Source organism: Shewanella sp. SM29 (assembly GCF_025654245.1).
Classification (GTDB): Bacteria; Pseudomonadota; Gammaproteobacteria; order Enterobacterales; family Shewanellaceae; genus Shewanella; species Shewanella oncorhynchi.
This window is the reverse complement of sequence record NZ_JAKKRN010000015.1, coordinates 40,223-59,374: the sequence shown is the minus strand read 5'-3', so window position 1 is coordinate 59,374 and position 19,152 is coordinate 40,223. Positions and strand designations below refer to the sequence as shown.

14 protein-coding genes are annotated in these 19,152 nt (G+C 45.8%); all 14 read left to right on the top strand.

What is annotated here, in order from left to right; all coding sequences use genetic code 11:
• The first annotated feature begins 196 nt into the window (after positions 1-196).
• The 14 genes from L5L77_RS12145 to hrpA all read left to right on the top strand — a co-directional run bounded on the left by L5L77_RS12145 (position 197) and on the right by hrpA (position 19,152).
• Positions 197-1,201, top strand: a complete 1,005-nt coding sequence (locus tag L5L77_RS12145) for an isopenicillin N synthase family dioxygenase (RefSeq protein WP_263138310.1) — start codon at positions 197-199, stop codon at positions 1,199-1,201.
• A gap of 18 nt (positions 1,202-1,219) precedes the next feature.
• Positions 1,220-2,380 (top strand): trans-sulfuration enzyme family protein, encoded by a 1,161-nt coding sequence (locus tag L5L77_RS12140; RefSeq protein ID WP_263138312.1) that lies wholly within the window; start codon positions 1,220-1,222, stop codon positions 2,378-2,380.
• Positions 2,381-2,661: 281 nt separating this feature from the next.
• Positions 2,662-3,027 (top strand): DUF4118 domain-containing protein, encoded by a 366-nt coding sequence (locus L5L77_RS22800; RefSeq protein ID WP_411569233.1) that lies wholly within the window; start codon positions 2,662-2,664, stop codon positions 3,025-3,027.
• Positions 3,028-3,039: 12 nt separating this feature from the next.
• Positions 3,040-4,521, top strand: a complete 1,482-nt coding sequence (locus tag L5L77_RS12135) for a TrkH family potassium uptake protein (RefSeq protein WP_263138314.1) — start codon at positions 3,040-3,042, stop codon at positions 4,519-4,521.
• Between the two features lie 52 nt (positions 4,522-4,573).
• Positions 4,574-5,572, top strand: coding sequence for an FAD:protein FMN transferase (locus L5L77_RS12130; protein WP_263222804.1), 999 nt, complete (start codon positions 4,574-4,576; stop codon positions 5,570-5,572).
• A gap of 225 nt (positions 5,573-5,797) precedes the next feature.
• Complete coding sequence (locus tag L5L77_RS22795) at positions 5,798-5,878, top strand: potassium-transporting ATPase subunit F (protein ID WP_105252297.1); 81 nt, start codon at positions 5,798-5,800, stop codon at positions 5,876-5,878.
• Positions 5,879-5,886: 8 nt separating this feature from the next.
• Positions 5,887-7,611 (top strand): potassium-transporting ATPase subunit KdpA, encoded by a 1,725-nt coding sequence (gene kdpA, locus L5L77_RS12125; RefSeq protein WP_131525162.1) that lies wholly within the window; start codon positions 5,887-5,889, stop codon positions 7,609-7,611.
• A gap of 2 nt (positions 7,612-7,613) precedes the next feature.
• Positions 7,614-9,632, top strand: coding sequence for a potassium-transporting ATPase subunit KdpB (gene kdpB / locus L5L77_RS12120; RefSeq protein ID WP_263185146.1), 2,019 nt, complete (start codon positions 7,614-7,616; stop codon positions 9,630-9,632).
• A 9-nt stretch (positions 9,633-9,641) separates the two neighbouring features.
• Entirely contained in the window at positions 9,642-10,241 is a 600-nt protein-coding gene (gene kdpC, locus L5L77_RS12115) for a potassium-transporting ATPase subunit KdpC (protein ID WP_263138319.1), read from the top strand.
• A gap of 34 nt (positions 10,242-10,275) precedes the next feature.
• Positions 10,276-11,037: a TorF family putative porin gene (locus L5L77_RS12110; protein ID WP_263222802.1), complete on the top strand. Its 762-nt coding sequence runs from the start codon at positions 10,276-10,278 to the stop codon at positions 11,035-11,037.
• A gap of 2 nt (positions 11,038-11,039) precedes the next feature.
• A complete protein-coding gene (locus L5L77_RS12105; RefSeq protein WP_263222799.1) occupies positions 11,040-13,700 on the top strand; it encodes a sensor histidine kinase in 2,661 nt (886 codons plus the stop codon).
• Positions 13,701-13,749: 49 nt separating this feature from the next.
• The gene (locus L5L77_RS12100; RefSeq protein WP_028760150.1) at positions 13,750-14,433 is read left to right on the top strand and encodes a response regulator; all 684 of its coding nucleotides are present in this window, start codon (positions 13,750-13,752) and stop codon (positions 14,431-14,433) included.
• 301 nt (positions 14,434-14,734) lie between these two features.
• On the top strand, positions 14,735-15,151 hold the full coding sequence (locus L5L77_RS12095; protein ID WP_028760149.1) for a CBS domain-containing protein: 417 nt from the start codon (positions 14,735-14,737) through the stop codon (positions 15,149-15,151).
• Positions 15,152-15,273: 122 nt separating this feature from the next.
• The gene (hrpA, locus tag L5L77_RS12090; protein WP_372832869.1) at positions 15,274-19,152 is read left to right on the top strand and encodes an ATP-dependent RNA helicase HrpA; all 3,879 of its coding nucleotides are present in this window, start codon (positions 15,274-15,276) and stop codon (positions 19,150-19,152) included.

Here is a 19,152-nt window from a genome sequence, read left to right as displayed (position 1 = left end):
CGGTTTGAGTTGGCCTAATAATTAGCGTTGTTTTAACCTTTGAAATTCAAATCTAGCAGTATAGAAGCCTAGATGTCTATATATCCAAATGATCTATTATTACCGTTTAATATATCAAATAGTTATTAATTCATTATCCATCGACCCATAAAGGCATAGAATCCGGCTCAGACAATGCATTAAATGGGAGTCATTGATGGAACAATTACCGATATTGAATTTAAGTGATTGGCATGCCGGTGGACAACGTCGTAACGCTTTTATTACTAAGCTTGCCGATGCTGCCAGAAGAATAGGTTTTTTCTATCTCACAGGCCACGGCATTGAGCTTGCTAGACAGCAGCAAGTACTTCAGTTAGCGGCAGATTTCTTTGCGCTGCCCGTCGTAGATAAACTTGCGGTGAAAATGGCGAATACACCGCATTTTCGCGGTTATACCCGTTTGCAAGGTGAATTGACCTTAGGGAAACCGGACTTGCGGGAACAGTTTGATATCATGCAAGAAGAAGTGGCTAACCCTCAGCAGTCTGATGTACCTATATGGTGGCAGCTACAGGGACCTAATCAATGGCCGTCACAATTACCACAGATGAAATCGACTTTATTGGCATGGCAACAGGATTTAGGCGATACCAGTGTCACACTATTGAGGGCTTTAGCTGTTGCGCTAGAGCAGCCAGAAAGCGCCTTTGATGCCACGATCGAAGCGGGTCCTTATCAGCATATGAAGCTTATTCGCTATCCCAGCGCGGATGGACAGACTTCAGGCCAAGGCGTAGGAGCACACAAAGATCCTGGCTATTTGACCTTAGTGCTGCAAGATAAGCAATCCGGTTTAGAGGTTCAGACTGACAACGGTTGGTTAAGCATACCGCCATTAGAAGACGCCTTTGTGGTGAATATAGGTGAATTACTTGAGTTGGCTTCTAATGGGTATTTAAAGGCAACCAACCATAGGGTGACAAGCCCGCCTGCTGGGGTCGAGCGCTACTCGTGCGCCTTTTTTATGGCGGCGCAGTTGAATGCGACAGTCCCTTTGTTACCTTTGCCAAAGCATCTGGCGAACCAAGCTCAAGGACCGGCAAGCGATCCATTAAATCCACTTTTCCACCAAGTGGGCCAGAACGTATTAAAAGGGCGTTTACGCTCTCATCCCGACGTTGCTCAAGCACATTACGCCTCATTCGCTCATGCCATTTAATGGTTATTAGGATCTATTATGCAATTTAAAACTAAATTACTTCACACCCATTATGCCGCTGATAACTCGACGGGCGCTCTTACAACTCCTATCTATCAAAGTAGCACCTTCGCCTACGGTAGTGCCGAGGATGGTCGAGCCCGTTTTGCAGGTGAGCAACCGGGCTTTATCTACAGTCGTATGGCGAATCCGACAGTGCAGGCGCTTGAATATCAATTAGCACAACTGGAAGGGGCTGATGAAGCACTCGTTGTTGCGAGTGGGATGGCGGCAATCAGCAGTATTTTCTATGCCTTAGCCAGTCAAGGTGATGAAATCGCATTTATCGACCCCGTATACGGTGGCACTGCGGCATTTTTAATCCAAACGTTAACCCGCGCGGGTATTACTGTGCGCCGTTATCAAGACGATGATCATTTATTGGCAGAGATTACCGCCGAAACAAAAATTATTTTATTTGAGCCCATCACCAATCCGACCTTAAAAGTCAGTGACTACCGTAAGGTTAAGCGTGCCGCCGAAAAAGTGGGCGCTATAACCATTTGTGATAATACGTTTTTAACCCCGTATTTATTCAAACCACTGGAACATGGCATTGATATTGTGATGCACAGTGCCACTAAGTATTTAAGTGGCCATGGCGATTTAATCGCAGGTGTTGTCGCTGGACCTAAGGCATTAATGCAACCTATTCGCACTATAGCGCTTAAACATATCGGCGCTGCGATTGGGCCACAGGAAGCCTATTTATTACAGCGAGGCTTACGTACCTTAGCACTTAGAATGGATGCTCATCTTGCGGGCGCGGCTAAGGTCGCCGCTTTTCTTGCAACCCATCCGAGCGTTGCAAAAGTTTATTACCCAGGGCTAGCAGATGATCAAGGTCATCAAGTTCTGAGTGAAACCATCAACGCCTTTGGCGGTATGGTGAGTATTGAGCTCGAAGGGGGTTTTAATCGAGCGGCGCAGTTTTTAGATCATTTGAACTTGTTTACCCAAGCGGTCAGTTTAGGCGACTTAGAGAGTCTTGCCTGTCACCCAGCAAGTACCACCCATGCTGCTATGGATGCCGCGAGTCGGCTAGCTTCAGGGGTGAATGACAACCTGATTAGATTGAGCATTGGCGTCGAAGATCCTCAAGATTTGATTGCCGATCTTGAGCAAGCCTTAGCCATTTAAGCATATTGATACTAGCCATCCCCAGTTAAATTGATTGGGGATTTCAAAAGTATAATGTTATTAATTTCGTCTATATAAAGTTAATTCCCGTAATTTTTTACGTTTTTTTTACGCGTCAGAATTGTTTTCGTCTGTTAAAGTGAAAATCTGTATGACATAACGACTTACATTTTGATGGACAAACTAAGTGTTTTTAAACTCTCTGTTAGGTTGAGCTTTATTTCTGAGTGCTTACTCGCTATTTGCTTGTATTTACCCTCTTGGAGGGTGTCATCTAAAGCATTATTATTGTACTCCAACTCGTTGTCGTTATGATTACACTTCAATGTTGTTTTCAATATGCGTATATGGCTGCATTTTTTGAAGCTATTCGTGTTCATTTTTTATTTAACGCTCCTTATTATTCCCTCCCAATGATAGATGTGGCTGTTTTTATCAATCTAATCGCTTTTATTGTCATAGCCATTGTCGCGACGATAAGTCAACTTGCAATCCACCTTAGACGACAACAAAGAGTATTAGGGGAAGATCTATTTCCTAACCTAACTCTGTTATCGATTGCATATGATTTTAGAACAGGACGTGAGCGCTTGTATTTTATGATACCTAATAAATTATTCATTAAGTCTTTCACGATAAATATCTAAAGGTGAGTTGGAATGATTGCAGTCAGTGGAATACAGAAATCTAGCTCTCGATTTCATACCATAATTCATCTATGTAGCTTTTTGATTGTCATATATAGCTTCACCATGTTGATGCCTATCGCTGTTGCATTATTTTATAAAGATGGATATATCACTCCATTTTTAATCACATTCCTCCTTTCCCTTTTTATTGGTGTGGTCGGTTGGAAGATGACAAGTGAGGAAAATAAAAATCTGCAAAAACGTGATGGCTTCATGGTCGCTTGTTTATTTTGGCTGATATTTTCCTTAATGAGTGCATTACCTTTTCTTCTTGATAGACGATTGGACTTGAGTTTAACCGATGCCATGTTTGAAGGTGTGTCTGGCATTACGACGACTGGAGCCTCGATTTTTTCAGATATTGATGTACTACCCAAATCGATTTTATTTTATCGAGCACAGCTTAATTTCCTCGGTGGGTTAGGGATAATTGTTTTGGCCGTTGCAATTATGCCATTTCTTGGTATTGGTGGCGCAAAATTATATCAGTCTGAGATGCCAGGTCCCATGAAAGAGGAAAAGATGACGCCCCGCCTTGCGGATACGGCTCGAAATTTATGGGGGCTTTATAGCGTACTTGCCTTAGGTTGTGCAGTTGCTTATAAACTTGCAGGAATGAATTGGTTTAATGCCATATGTCATAGCCTATCTACCGTTTCATTGGGTGGATTTTCCACACATAGCGACAGCTTAGGATATTACAACAGTGCTGCAATTGAGCTTGTGGGCGGTGTGTTTTCAATACTGGCAGCAATCAATTTCGCCTTATACTACATAGTGTTAGTTCGGCGAAGCTTCAAGCCTATTTGGTATAATGCGGAGGTTCGATTTTTTATTCTCATATTATCTATCGTTGTTGGGATCGCTTGTTTAGAGCTGAATCGTACTCAAACTTTTGATATTAAAGATTCATTGGTACATGGATTTTTTCAAACAGTTTCAGTTATGACGGACAATGGATTAGGCTCTGCAGGTTATCCTAATTGGCCCAGTCATATTGTGCTTTTATTATTAGGTGCGAGCTTTTTTGGTGGATGCTTTGGTTCTACTTGTGGCGGTATTAAAGCTGTCAGATTTTTACTTTTGTACCGTCAAGGGATCCGAGAAATTCATCAATTGGTTCATCCTAATGCCATTTTAACGACAAAGATCAGTGGCCAAGTTGTTTCAGACAGAGTCATTCGTTCAGTATGGGGATTATTTTTCCTGTACATATTTTTTACTTGCGTTTTTGTATGGGGATTGGTCGCCATTGGACATGATTTTGCCACCGCCTTTGGAACCGTCGCCGCGTGCATTAATAATATGGGGATTGGTTATGGTGACACTGCATCTGGATTTGGCACGTTAAAAGATGCGGCTAAATGGCTGATGTGTGTCGCTATGCTTTTTGGCCGACTAGAAATATTTCCTGTATTAATTATTTTCTCACGAGCATTTTGGCGATTTTAAATATAAATTTAGTTTGCAGTCAATCACCCGTATTGATTGAAAGGATCATTATATGAAGTGGTTATTAGCATGTATATTACTCATTATGTTAGTAGGGTGCCAGAAATCGCCAGTTTATACCAAGTTAGAAGGCCTTGCGCAGGGAACGAGTTGGCATGTGACATTTTGGAGTAAAGACAAGTTAAATAGTACAGAGATAAATCGCGAGATTGAACGGCAATTGGCAGAAATAGATCTTCATATGTCTACTTATCGTTCAGATTCGGTGATTTCTCGTTTTAACAGTATGCACTTAGCTATGGCGGTCGGGGATGATATTTTAGGGCTCATAGGGATAGCCAAGGAGGTCACTTCAAAAACGGAGGGTTGTTATGATTTGACCATTAAACCATTATTCGATTTGTGGGGATTTACCCATAACCAATTAACCATTCCTACAGAAAGTGCACTTCAACAGACATTAACCTATGTAGGCTTGCATCATTTAAGTATTGATAATCAAATGTTAACTAAAGATTTGCCAGAGGTACATCTTGATTTATCTTCGATTGGACAGGGATATAGCGTAGGCAAAGTTGCAGATGTGCTAAAGCGATACAATATCGATAATTATTTGGTAGAGATTGGCGGCGAAATGTTCGTACACGGCAGTAAGCTCGATGGTTCTGCTTGGAGAATCGCGATTGAAAAACCGCTGCCCGAACAGCGAACAATGCAAAAGGTTCTGCTTATTGATTTCCCTCAAGCGATCATGACATCGGGTACATATCGTCATTATTTTGATCATTTAGGGCAGCGTTATTCACATATTCTTGATGCGCGAACCGGTAAACCCGTAACCCATAACACAGTATCTGTAACTGTATTGGCAACGGATCCGGCTAGAGCTGATGCTTGGTCTACAGCGCTATTATGTTTAGGAAGTCAAGAAGGATTAGTCGTCGCTAATCAGAATGATATAAAAGCATTATTTATTGATGACAATAAAGGTGTACTTAAAGAGATTAAGACTGATAGCTATAATAAAATGAAAAATATAGAGCTTAATTAATCTACAATATCATCGCTTGGTCATGTGTTAATGCCAGTTAGTATTTCTAGCTGGCATTTTTATTTTACTTTTATAGCTAATGCCATGGTTTATTGTGGCCTTATTTACCACTGATTATGATGACTTTTACGTATTCTTTACGGGATTAGTCATTTGAACTCTAGAGACTTTACGCGGTTAATTCATATATTTGTCCTGTTACTCACTTTCTTAAGGACAAATTATATGGACTGGATATTTCTAATACTTTCCATAGCACTTTTCATCTACTTAGCAGTGGCAATGTTTGCCCCTAATAAGTTTTAGGAGTCGTTATGTTTGAAATTACCCTTATTTTTACTACTGCGCTTGGGCTCGCATGGCTGTTGGGATCCTATATGACAGGGGTTTTCTCTGGTCAGTCCCATTTTTCAGATCGTTTATTTAATCCCATTGAAAAGTGGATTTATCGGGCTATAGGCGTAAATGCCCATTCGGGGATGACATGGAAATCCTATGGTGCGGCGTTTCTTATCAGCAACTTGGTACTTGGCATTTTGGCATTTCTTATCCTTAAATTCCAACATGTGTTACCGCTTAACCCCGATGGCATAGGACCATTATCTTGGGATCTGGCTTTGCACACTGCGGTGTCATTCCTTACCAATACCAATCAACAGCATTATTCCGGGCAGGCTCAGCTCAGTTATCTATCCCAAGGATTTGTCATTGTCACGCTGCAATTTGTCACGCCAGCCATGGCGCTGGCGGTTTGTGTGGCGATTTTGCGGGGAATGTTAGGTGGGTTGAATAATGACAGCGCCAAAGAGGGTGAGGCTCGAAATCTGGGTAACTATTATGTTGACTTAGTGCGCGGTGTGCTCAGACTTATGCTGCCATTAGCGGCTATTGTGGCGCTGTTACTGACTTGGCAAGGCGTACCGAGTAGTTTTGACGGTGCGCAAAAAGTAAACACCTTAGATTCTGCATCACCTATTACTGAGCAGGTCGTTCCGATCGGCCCCGTTGCTTCTATGGTGGCCATCAAGCAGTTAGGCACTAATGGCGGGGGCTGGTATGGCCCCAACAGTAGTAACCCGCTTGAAAACCCAACGCCAGTCAGTAATGCAATCGAGACCATTGCCTTAGTGCTGATCCCTATGGCCGTCGTCTTTATGGCTGGCGGAATGCTAAGACGCAAAAAATTTACCTTGATGGCTCTGGTTGCTATGGGTTTATTGAGCGTCAGTTTTCTTGGGGCAACTGTGTACAGCGAGTTGCAACCCAACGCCGCCTTTGCGGGATTAAGCGCCCAAGGGCCTAATATGGAGGGTAAAGAAGTTCGCTTTGGACCTGAGCTTTCGGCGCTATGGGCTTCTTTTACCACACAAACCTCTAACGGTTCGGTCAATGCCATGCACGATTCATTCAATCCAATCGGAGGATTGATGACGCGATCAGGCATGTTACTCAATGCGATATGGGGCGGTATTGGCTGCGGTTTTGTTAACTTTATCGTTTATGTGTGGATTGCTGTTTTCTTATCGGGATTGATGATTGGCCGTACGCCAGAGATATTTGGTCGTAAGCTCGAAACCCGTGAAATCACCCTTTTGGGAAGTCTATTAGTTTTACCTACCTTGTGCGTCTTAGGTTTGACGGCAATCACTGTGGCTATCCCGAGTATTACGGGCAACAGTAACCCCGGCTTTCATGGGATTTCGCAAGTCTTTTATGAATATACCTCCGCTTTTGCTAATAACGGTTCTGGTTTTGAAGGCTTAGGTGATAACACGCCTTGGTGGAATATCAGCTGCGTTATCGCCTTACTGCTTGGTCGATACTTGCCACTGTTTTTACCGCTGGCGATTGCGGGGATGATGTCGAGTAAAAGAGTGAGCCCCGACAGTAACGCGAGCTTGAAGCTCGAGAGTCCCACCTTTTGTTTCACCCTTATTGCTGTGATTTTAATCATTAACTTCCTGTCTTTCTTACCTGCGGCGGTATTAGGGCCTATTGGCGAAGCTTTAGAACTTGCCACTATGAGTCTGGAGAAATAGTCATGCATAAACCTGCTCAAATATTAGATAGCGCCGGCGTGAAGCAAGCTGCCTTCGGTGCTGTAAAGAAAATGTCCTTAGTGAGTATGGCTGGTAACCCTGTGATGTTCGTAGTGATGGTCGGCGCTTTACTTGCCGCTTTGATCACAGGACAAAAGTTCTTCAATGGCGAGACTGTTGGTTTTGAGCTAGCCACGACCCTTATTCTTTTGCTTACCGTGTGGTTTTCTAACTTTGCGGAATCCGTGGCAGAGGCAAGGGGGCGCGGACAAGCTGCTAGCTTAAAGTCGGCGAAAGAGGCCTTGCAGGCTCGGCGCATACGCCACGGTGAGTTGGAATCAGTATCCGCAACTTTGCTTGTCAAAGGCGATAAGGTGAAGGTTTTACAGGGTGATTATATTCCTGCCGATGGTGAAATCATTGAAGGGATAGCCACTATCAACGAATCGGCGATTACCGGTGAATCTGCGGCTGTGCTGCGTGAAGCAGGCACAGATCATTCCGGTGTGATTGGCGGCACTAAGGTACTTACGGGTGAAATTACCGTGCTGGTTGCCAACGATCCTGGGAATAGCTTTTTAGATCGTATGATAGGGCTGGTCGAAGGGGCGAAGCGTCAGAAAACACCGAACGAAACGGCGTTGACTGTGCTACTTGCATCATTGACTGCGGTTTTCCTTATCGTGGTGGTGACTTTGCCACCCATGGCGGGTTTCGTCGGTGCAAGCCTTGATTACACTATGTTAATTGCGCTGTTAGTGTGTTTGATCCCAACGACGATTGGTGGCCTGTTACCCGCTATTGGTATTGCAGGAATGAACCGCGCCTTAGCCGCCAATGTGGTCGCTAAATCGGGTAAAGCCGTGGAAGTTGCGGGGGATATCGATACGTTACTGCTGGATAAAACTGGCACTATCACTTTCGGTGATCGTCAAGCGACCGCATTTTTACCCGTGAAAGGCATTGCAGCTGAGATGTTGCGTGATGCGGCGGTGCTGTCTTCCCTCGATGACCCCACCCCTGAAGGGAAATCTGTACTCAAATTGGCCATAGATTTGGGCGCGGTGTTACCCGTCAAACCTACGGATGCGACTTTTATCCCATTTACACCTGAGACTCGGGTTTCTGGGGTCATTTTAACCGATGGTATTCAAGGCATTAAAGGCGCGGGCGATGCGATGCAGTTTTGGGCGCAGCAGCATCAAATTCACTGGCCTGAATCTGTTAACGCGCTTATCCGCAAAGTGGCTTTGCAGGGGGGGACTCCTTTAGTCGTCGCCAGTGGCACGCACATTTTAGGGGTTATAGCCTTAAGTGACGTGATTAAGCCAGGCGTTGCGGAGCGGTTTGCCCGTTTAAGAGCGCTCGGTGTGCGGACCATCATGGTGACAGGGGATAATCCGCTAACGGCTGGCGTGATTGCCGCCGAAGCTGGGGTCGATGATTTTGTCGCTGAAGCTAAACCTGAGGATAAACTTGCCCTTATTCGCGCAGAGCAGGCCAAAGGTCGATTAGTGGCTATGGTGGGGGATGGTACTAACGATGCGCCGGCATTAGCGCAGGCCGATGTAGGTCTTGCGATGAACTCAGGTACCCAAGCCGCTAAAGAAGCTGGCAATATGGTGGACTTGGATTCAGATCCCACTAAATTACTGGCTATCGTTGAAGTCGGAAAACAATTGCTGATCACCCGCGGCGCCTTGACTACATTCTCCCTCTCCACTGATGTGGCTAAGTATTTTGCCATTATTCCAGCGGTATTTGCGGGGGCTTTGCCTGCGATTGGTGCACTGGATCTGATGCAGCTTCACAGCCCAACCTCAGCCGTACTCGCAGCGCTCGTATTTAACGCACTTATCATTCCCGCCTTAATTCCATTGGCATTAAAAGGCATCAAACTCAGACCCATAAGTGCCGAAAAATTACTGCGAAATAATATGCTGATTTATGGCTTAGGTGGGGTGATTTTACCCTTTGTCGGCATTAAAGCACTCGACTCAATCATTGCCCTTATGCTCTAGGAGACAGTAATGAATTCAATCGTATATACCACTAAAACTCAGCATGCCGTTATGGGATTGAGAGCCAGTCTCGCCCTGTTATTTGTGTGTGGTGTTGTCTATACCGACACTGTGACTCAGCTCGGTGGCGCTTTATTTCCCGTACAAGCTAAGGGCAGTGTGATCCACAGGGATAATGTCGCGATGGGTTCTGAGTTCATCGCTCAGCCCTTTGTTAATCCAGCCTATTTTTTTAGTCGGCCGAGCGCTGTCGGTTACGACCCTATGGCGACAGGTGGTAGTAATCTTGCACCGAGTAACCCGGCGTTACGTGAACGTGTGATGGCAACGAGCCAAGAAATTCAAGCCAGAGAATCCGTTCAGGCCGCTGATATCCCTGTGGATTTACTCGCCACATCGGGCGCGGGACTGGATCCCCATATTTCACCCGCAGCGGCCAAACTGCAAGTTGCGCGCGTGGCTCAGGCTCGACAGTTAGCCGAACCACAAGTGTTGACCTTAGTGGCGCAATTTATCGAACCACCGCAGTGGGGCATTTTTGGGCAAGCGCGCGTCAATGTACTCAAGCTCAACCTCGCTCTCGACCAGATTGCTAAACACGCTCAATAAAACAATATTCTACTGAATTTAAGGATAAATTTTTATGTTACCGATTAAGTCTGCTCCTTGTTCACGCCTCTGTGCGGGTGTGATGATGGCATTATCTTCACTCTCTATGGGTGCGTTTGCCAGCACTGAGACTCATGGGGGCAATGCCTCTTGGCAGAGCCAAGGGAGTGTGATGCTCATCAGTGATTATGCGTTTCGCGGTATTTCTCAAACTGATGAAGGACCTGCAGTTCAAGCAGGGTATACCCTAAGCCATGATTCTGGCTGGTATGGCTCGCTTTGGGGCAGTAACATCGAATTTGGGGATGGAAGTTTAGAACTCGACTTGTCCGCTGGCTGGGCTAAAGATTGGGATAATGGCTTAACAACGGACCTAGGCGTGATACGTTACCAATACTCTCAGGACGATACCGACCTGAGTTATAACGAAATTTATGCTGTGGTAAGCTACGCCGATGCTAAGTTAGGGCTGGTTTATTCTCCTGATTATTTCGGCGAGAATGTGGACGATTTTCAGTATGTCTACGTAAGCTATGAGCCGCAACTGTTCTCTAATGTAAGCCTCGCTCTGCATCTTGGGAGTAATTTTTTTGCTTCTCAGCAAGATATGGCACTGTTTTTAGGTTCTATGGCCGCTAGCAATAGCCACTATTTAGATTGGCGAGTTGGGCTGAACCTCAATATGACTGAGCAGGATGTGTTGAGTGTCGGTTATGTCGATACGGATTTATCGCAGAGTCAGTGCCAGTCCCTGTGTGATGCGCGCTGGCTAGTGAGTCTTTCAAGGAGTTTCTAATCGTGGTTCCAATCAGTCAAACACAGCAAGCCAATGCGCTCTTAAGTCAGATACAGCAAAATGATAAAGGTAAACTGACGGTTTTTCTTGGGGCGGCACCTGGCGTGGGCAAGACCTATGCAATGCTCAGTGCGGCAAGGGAAATAGCGCAACAAGGTGTCGATTTGCTGGTTGGACTGGTGGAAACCCATGGGCGTGCCGATACCGAGGCCATGCTAGCAGGTTTTGAGGTATTGGCGCGTAAACCCATTGATTATCACAATAATCGTTTAACAGAATTTGACTTAGATGCGGCGCTGCTTCGTCGGCCTAAGCTGATCCTCGTCGATGAACTGGCCCACACGAATGTTCCCGGTAGTCGCCATAAACGGCGCTATCAAGACGTTGCAGAATTATTGGCTGCGGGTATCGATGTCTATACTACAGTCAACATTCAACATTTGGTCAGTTTGAATGATCTGGTTTTGCAAATTACTCAAGTGCGGGTACGGGAAACCGTCCCCGATCGCTTCCTTGATGAAGCCCATGAAATTATATTTGTCGATTTACCGCCATCAACACTTATCGAACGCTTACAGCAAGGCAAAGTTTATCTGCCGGAGTATGCTCGCTCAGCCTTAGATGCTTTTTTTTCGGTCTCGAATTTGACTGCTCTGCGCGAATTGGCAATGAAAAAAGTCATAGAGAGAGTCGATGCAAAACTGATTTGTGAACTGGATGCCAAAGCACAGGGAACGGATTTTGTTCTCAAAGACAGATTGTTGGTTTTAGTGAGTAACAGCAGTGATCATCAGTATTTGATCCGCATAGGTCGGCAGATTGCCGAGCGGCGGCAAATTCCTTGGTTAGTGCTTTGGGTCGATACCGGTAAAGCGCTGGGCCTTTATCAGCGAAAAAGACTAAATGAGGCCTTTGCCTTAGCCAAAGAACTCGGTGCGCAGACCGAAGTATTACGTGGCACGAGCAGTTATCAAGCCATCTTACCCTACATAGCCCTACATCGAATTAATACAGTGTTAGTCGGCGCGGGTGTGAAACGCACCTATCCTTGGTGGCGTAAAAGGCTCTACCAACGCTTGATTGAATCTGGTTTACCCGTTGAAGTCAGCGTATATCACGCCCCCGACAGTCAAGTACAAGTACGAGACCCTATCAAGCCTAAAGTCAGTTTTGGTGATCTTCGAGGCCATATTCTTGGGCTGATTGGTGTGGTGGTTATTTTTCCGCTGGTGGCATTTTTAGATACTTGGCTCAGTAATGGCAATCTGGTGTTGTTATATGTTTTCTTGATTGTCAGCATTGGCTTAACCTATGGCGCTCGGCCTGCGATGGCGACGGCGGTATGGTCATTTTTTAGTTTTAACTTCTTTCTCACTGAGCCTAAATTCACTATGAATGTGAATAGCCAGGATGACATTGCCACCTTAATCTTTTTGGTTTTTATCGGGCTGATCAGCGGCCCGGCTGCTTCTCGGATCAGGAACCAGTTTATTTTACTGCGCGAGTCAAATCGTTATGCAGAAACGTTAAAGGATGTCGCCCAAGAATTATCGGTCGCCGATGATGAAAAAGCCCTTTGGCAAACGATAGGACGCAAGATTACAGGTTCAGTGAATGCCGATTGTTATATTGTTTTGCAGCGTAAAGACGGTCAGCGATCCTATTTACCGCTGCTGAATACGCCATTTAACGACCTCGATTTGGCGGCAATCGATTGGACCCTGCGCCATGGGCAAGCTGCGGGGCGTTTGAGCGATACCTTGAGCGCATCGGGTGTCAGTGTGTTCCCCATTGAACTTGAAGGTACGACGATTGGCGCGGCGATTTTAGATTGGCAACCCACGGTCAACGAACTCAGTCCGTTTGATAGAGAGCTTATTCTGGCCATGTTACAGCAAGGCGCTAATACATGGCGTCGTATTCAGTTAGTGTCAGATCTTGAATCGGCACGGGTGAAAACAGAAATTGAGCAGTTACGTTCGGCATTATTATCATCAGTATCTCACGATCTAAAATCACCACTCTCAGCTATGATGGGGGCGGCGGAGAGCTTAAAACTATTGAATAAGCAATTGCTAGAGGCCGACCGAAACGAGCTACTCGATACTATTTTGCAAGAAAGCCGTCGCTTGGACAGCTATATCCAAAATCTACTCGACATGACACGCCTAGGTCATGGCACTTTGAGCATAGAGCGTGATTGGGTTTCGGCAGATGACATTATTGGCAGCGTACTTGGTAGGCTTAAACGCTATTTCCCTAACGCAATCGTTGAATATCACAGAGAAAAAGAACCCCCACTCCTCTTTGTGCATGCGGCGCTGATTGAGCAAGGATTATTTAACATTCTAGAGAATGCCGTTCGATTTTCACCACCAGAAGAGCCTATTTGTATTGAATTGACCATTTCTAATCACCGTTGCTGTATTGCCATTGAAGACAGAGGGCCAGGGATTCCCGCCAGCCATAGGGATCAAATTTTCGATATGTTTTATGTGGTTGCCGATGGCGATCAGAAAAAACAGAATACAGGTATGGGGCTGGCTATTTGCAAAGGCATGATAGCTGCACACGGCGGTAGTGTTCGCGTTACCGATTGCCTACAGGGGCAAGGTACTCGTTTTGAAGTTGAATTGCCGTTAGACTATCCCGTTCCTGGCTAATCATTTTTAGCCAAAATATCCTTAATAAACCACAAAATGGACTAGAGACGTGGCAATAAAAATCGTGGTTATCGATGATGAGACCCAAATACGCCGCATGCTGCGGATTGCACTCACCAGTGAGGGCTATGACGTTACCGAAGCTGAAAATGGTCAGCAAGGGCTCGCAGCTGTTGCTCGACAGCAACCTGAATTAGTCATTTTGGATTTAGGCTTGCCGGATATGGAAGGCCATCAAGTGCTACAGGAGTTACGGGGATGGTCCGATGTTGCTGTGATTGTATTGTCGGTTCGCAATCAAGATAAAGAAAAAGTCGCAGCATTAGATGCAGGCGCGCAGGATTATGTGACCAAACCCTTTAGTGTGGAAGAGTTACTGGCAAGGGTGCGAGCGATTTTAAGGGACCATATCAAACCTGAAAAATTACCCATATTAGATGATGGCAAGTTGCAGATTGATTTAAGTCGTAGGCTGGTTAAAGTTGATCATCAAATTGTCGAACTCACACCCAAGGAATACGCGGTATTGTCTAAATTGGCGTCGTCACCTAACTGCGTTGTCACTCAGACTCAGTTGCTCAAAGAAATTTGGGGGCCCGCTCATACAGAAGACACACATTATCTACGAATTGTGGTCAGTCACTTAAGGCAAAAATTAGGTGACTCCCCGAGTGAACCTCAGTATGTGCGGACTGAGCCCGGTGTAGGCTATCGCTTTTATATTGACTTATAGCTTGTATCAATAGCGAATTAAAACGCGTTGGAATGACAAGTAAAATGATCACCGAAGACGGATGGCATTACCTGCCATCATTGAAGCTCAATCGGATACTTGCCTGATTTCAGTTTGTAGTGTTCGCTTCAGTTAACTCTAAGTTGCTCTTTCTGGCTGCCTTTGTTGGCGCTATTTTTGTCCTGTTAGCTCTTGTTGACATAGGGTTTATGCACTAGATAAGCCCAATCGATATAAATCGCACATTCTTGCCGATATTTTGACTAGACTACAAACGTAGGGTTAATTCGAGGGAAAGACTATGGACTTAATTAAAATCCGCGACCATATGGATCGTCAGCCCGTGTTGCTGCGCGCAAATATGTCGCTTGCGACTGCGGTCGAAAAGCTGTTAGATAATAATAAAATGGGCGCAGCAGTGGTTGATGATACGGGCGATTTGGTGGGCTTTTTATCCCAGCAGGATTGTTTGGCTGTGATGATCAAAAGTAGCTATCACTGTGATATGACCTCAGTGGTGAAGGATTGCATGCGCACTGAAGTGCTGTTCGTTGGGCCAGATGACAGTATTTTGCAGCTCGCCGAACAAATGCTAGGGCCTAAACCTAAAGTGTATCCAGTGGTTGAACATGGCAAAGTGATTGGCACGATTAATCGCACCAATGTGCTCAAAGCCATGAATATCTATATGCAACAATGTTATCTGTCACCGGTTTAATTTAAGTCGAGCCAGTGCGAAACTGACACGCCATATACTGAGTGCAGAGTAAATTAGCAATACCATTACGCCACTTTCCTTGCTAGGATCGCCGTTTTTGATGCTAGCAATGGAATTTGGATTTGAACTCAGACAAACATCCGCTATCGAACGCCTTTCTTAATCTTTGTTATCAGAGCGACGCGTCGCGGATCCGTCGTCGTTTATTTAAGCTCAATAAAGAAGCCGACTCAGATAAAAAGACCCAAGTCTTAGCTCAGCTGAGCGAGCAAGCGCAGGCGGCGTTTGAGAAGGTTGAGCAGCGCCGTAACGCTCGGCCTAAAATCCACTATCCTGAAAACCTGCCCGTTTCCTTGATGCGCGACGATATTGCACGCGCGATTGCGGGCAATCAAGTGGTGATCATCGCTGGTGAAACGGGCTCGGGTAAAACGACCCAGTTACCTAAAATCTGTTTGGAATTAGGCCTAGGTTGCCGTGGCATGATAGGCCACACCCAGCCACGACGTTTAGCAGCCCGCAGTGTGGCGAGCCGAGTCGCAGAAGAATTACAAAGTCCGCTCGGTGAAGTGGTTGGCTTTAAAGTGCGTTTTGCCGATGCGCTTAAGAGTGACTCTTATATCAAGTTGATGACCGACGGTATTTTACTGGCGGAATTAACCTCCGATCGCAATCTTGATCAATACGATACCATCATCATAGATGAGGCCCACGAGCGCAGCCTCAACATCGATTTTATTCTGGGCTACCTCAAACAAATTCTCAAAAGACGCCCCGATCTCAAAGTTATTATCACGTCGGCGACCATAGACGTTGAGCGTTTTTCTAAGCATTTCAACAATGCGCCTATTATCGAAGTGTCGGGCCGTACCTTTCCGGTCGAAACCCGTTACCGACCCTTAGTGCAAGATAGCGATGCCGATTTAGATCAAATCGAAGGCATTTTTGCCGCCGTCGATGAGTTGGTGGCCGAAGGGCTGGGCGACATTCTGATCTTTATGAACGGCGAGCGGGAAATTCGCGATACGGCCGAGCAATTGAGTCGGCGTAATTACCGCGATACCGAAATTTTGCCGTTGTACGCGCGTTTATCTTACGGTGAGCAGTCTAAAGTTTTCAGTAGTCACAGAGGTCGGCGGATTGTATTAGCGACGAACGTGGCGGAAACTTCGTTGACTGTGCCGGGCATTCGTTACGTTATTGACCCTGGTACGGCGCGTATCAGCCGTTATAGCTATCGCACTAAGGTGCAACGTTTACCGATTGAACCTATCTCGCAGGCGAGTGCCAATCAGCGCCAAGGCCGTTGTGGCCGTGTAGGGCCGGGTATTTGTATCCGTTTGTACGATGAGGCGGATTTTAATAATCGTCCGGCGTTTACCGATCCTGAAATCTTGCGCACTAACTTGGCTTCGGTCATTTTGCAGATGCTGGCCATCGGTTTGGGTGATATCGCCGGTTTCCCCTTTATCGAGCCACCCGATCCACGCCATATCCGCGATGGTTTCCTGTTGCTCGAAGAATTACAAGCGGTTGAGAGCAAACACGGCAAGCTAGTGCTGACACCACTTGGGCGCAACTTGGCGCAAATTCCTGTGGATCCGCGTTTGGCGCGTATGGTGGTCGAGAGTCAGCAGTTAGGTTGTTTGAACGAAGTGTTAGTGATTGCCGCGGGCTTATCGATTCAAGATCCCCGCGAACGTCCGATGGAGAAGAAGCAAGCCAGTGATGAAGCCCATCGCCGTTTTGCCGATCCCAGTTCCGATTTCGTCAGTTGGATAAACCTGTGGCAGCACTTAAAAGATCAACAAAAAGAGTTATCTGCTAGTCAGTTCCGTAAAAAGTGCCGCGATGAATATTTGGCCTATTTGCGCGTTCGCGAGTGGCAGGATTTATACGCCCAGCTTAAACAAGCCGTGCACGATTTAAAGTGGCGCTTAAACGATACGCCAGCTAATTATGACAGCTTGCACCGCGCGCTCTTATCGGGCTTATTGAGTCATGTTGGTTTTAAAGATAACAATAACGAGTACTTAGGTGCCCGTAATCGTAAATTCTTTGTGTTTCCCGGTTCGCCACTGGCCAAAAAAGGCCCTAAGTGGATCATGGCGGCTGAGCTTACCGAAACATCGCGCCTATTCGCTCGCTGCTGCGCCAAAATCGAACCCGAATGGCTAGAGCCCTTAGCGGCGCATTTGATCAAGAAAAGCTATGTGGAGCCCCATTTTGAGGCAAAACCTGGTAGCGTTATCGCCCTTGAAAACCAAGTGCTCTATGGCTTGACGGTGGTGCATCGCCGTAAAGTGCAATATGGCCCCATCGATCCCGTTGAAGCGCGGGAGATTTTTATCCGCAGTGCTTTGGCAGAAGGGCAGTTGCAAACTCAAGAAGCATTTTTTGTGGCTAACCAAAAGTTGCTTGAAGACATTGAGTCCCTTGAGCACAAATCCCGTCGCCGCGATATTTTGGTGGACGAGCAAGTGTTGGTGGACTTTTACGAGCCGCGGATCCCGGAAGGGATTTACAACGCCCAGCTGTTTTTTGGCTGGTGGAAGAAGGTAAAGCGCGAGCAACCGGATTTACTCGATTTCAGCAAAGCACTGTTAATGCAGCGCAATGCCGACCATATTTCGACCTTGGATTTCCCCGATACGTGGCACAAGGGCAATTTGCGCCTGCAGCTGAGTTATCATTTTGAGCCTGCCGCCAGTGATGACGGCGTGTCTGTACACATTCCGGTGGCGCTGCTTAATCAAATTGATGACAGTGATTTTGATTGGCTAGTGGCAGGGCTGCGGGAAGAAAAGTGCATCGCATTGATCAAATCGTTGCCTAAAAGTTTACGGCGTAACTTTGTGCCAGCGCCTGATTACGCCCGAGCTTGTGTGCAGGCCATGGTACCTTTTAGTGCCAGTTTACTGGATACCATGTGCAAACAATTACTGCGTATGAGCGGCACGCGTATATCGCCAGAAGATTTTGATGCAACGCAAATGCCCGCGCATTTACAGATGAATTTTAAAATTGAAGACGATCATCATAATTTAGTAGCGCAGGGCCGCATGCTCGATAACTTAAAAGCCGAATTGCAGGGTGTTGTTGCTAAGGCGATACGTCAGGTGGCGGATAAGGGAATTGAAAAAGAAGCCTTAACTGAATGGTCTTTTGGTGATTTGCCGCAGCAATACCAGCAGCAAAAAGGCAATTATCAAGTACGAGCGTTTCCGGCACTGATCGATAAAAAAGACAGCGTCGCGATCAAATTATTTGATGATGAGTTCGAGGCGCAAGATGCCCATCGCCAAGGTCTGCGACGTTTGCTGTTGCTCAACATTCCTTCGCCGGTAAAACATTTACAGCAAGCCTTGCCGAATAAGGCCAAATTGGCGATGTATTTCAATCCTTTTGGTCAAGTGCAAATTTTGATTGATGATATTATTGCCGCCGCCGTGCAGCAGTTGTTAGACCAAAAAGCGTTAGATGTACGTAATCAAGCTCAATTTGAGCTAGCAAAGGATTGGGTTCGCCAAGAATTAAACCCGACTGCTGAGCAAATAGCTCTTAAGGTTGAACAGATTTTAACCTTGTACCAGAGTATTAAAAAACGTCTTAAAGGCAAAATAAGTTTAGATATCGCCTTTGCTATGAGTGATATCCAAAATCAATTAGACAAATTAGTGTTTAAAGGTTTTGTAGAAGCCTGTGGTTGGCAGCGTCTAGCGGATGTGGCGCGTTATTTAAAAGCGATTGAAACCCGTGTTGAAAAACTGCCTATTGACCCGACTCGCGACCGTTTGCACATGCAAAGTATTAATAAAGTGCAAGCAGCCTTAACGGCGCAGCTAGCAAAAGTACCGCGCGCTATGCCAACACCGCCCGCATTAATTGAAGCTCGCTGGATGATTGAAGAATATCGCGTATCTTGTTTTGCTCAAGTGTTAGGTACCGCATACCCTATTTCTGAAAAGCGTATATTAAATCAACTTACCGAACAGTCATAA

What these genes read in the sequence shown, in the direction of transcription:
- L5L77_RS12135 (WP_263138314.1), top strand. Translation starts at nt 3,040, where the DNA reads ATGATTGCAGTCAGTGGAATACAGAAATCTAGCTCTCGATTTCATACC.
- L5L77_RS12130 (WP_263222804.1), top strand. Translation starts at nt 4,574, where the DNA reads ATGAAGTGGTTATTAGCATGTATATTACTCATTATGTTAGTAGGGTGC.
- kdpA (WP_131525162.1), top strand. Translation starts at nt 5,887, where the DNA reads ATGTTTGAAATTACCCTTATTTTTACTACTGCGCTTGGGCTCGCATGG.
- kdpC (WP_263138319.1), top strand. Translation starts at nt 9,642, where the DNA reads ATGAATTCAATCGTATATACCACTAAAACTCAGCATGCCGTTATGGGA.
- L5L77_RS22795 (WP_105252297.1), top strand. Translation starts at nt 5,798, where the DNA reads ATGGACTGGATATTTCTAATACTTTCCATAGCACTTTTCATCTACTTA.
- L5L77_RS12110 (WP_263222802.1), top strand. Translation starts at nt 10,276, where the DNA reads ATGTTACCGATTAAGTCTGCTCCTTGTTCACGCCTCTGTGCGGGTGTG.
- L5L77_RS12140 (WP_263138312.1), top strand. Translation starts at nt 1,220, where the DNA reads ATGCAATTTAAAACTAAATTACTTCACACCCATTATGCCGCTGATAAC.
- L5L77_RS12145 (WP_263138310.1), top strand. Translation starts at nt 197, where the DNA reads ATGGAACAATTACCGATATTGAATTTAAGTGATTGGCATGCCGGTGGA.
- kdpB (WP_263185146.1), top strand. Translation starts at nt 7,614, where the DNA reads ATGCATAAACCTGCTCAAATATTAGATAGCGCCGGCGTGAAGCAAGCT.
- L5L77_RS12095 (WP_028760149.1), top strand. Translation starts at nt 14,735, where the DNA reads ATGGACTTAATTAAAATCCGCGACCATATGGATCGTCAGCCCGTGTTG.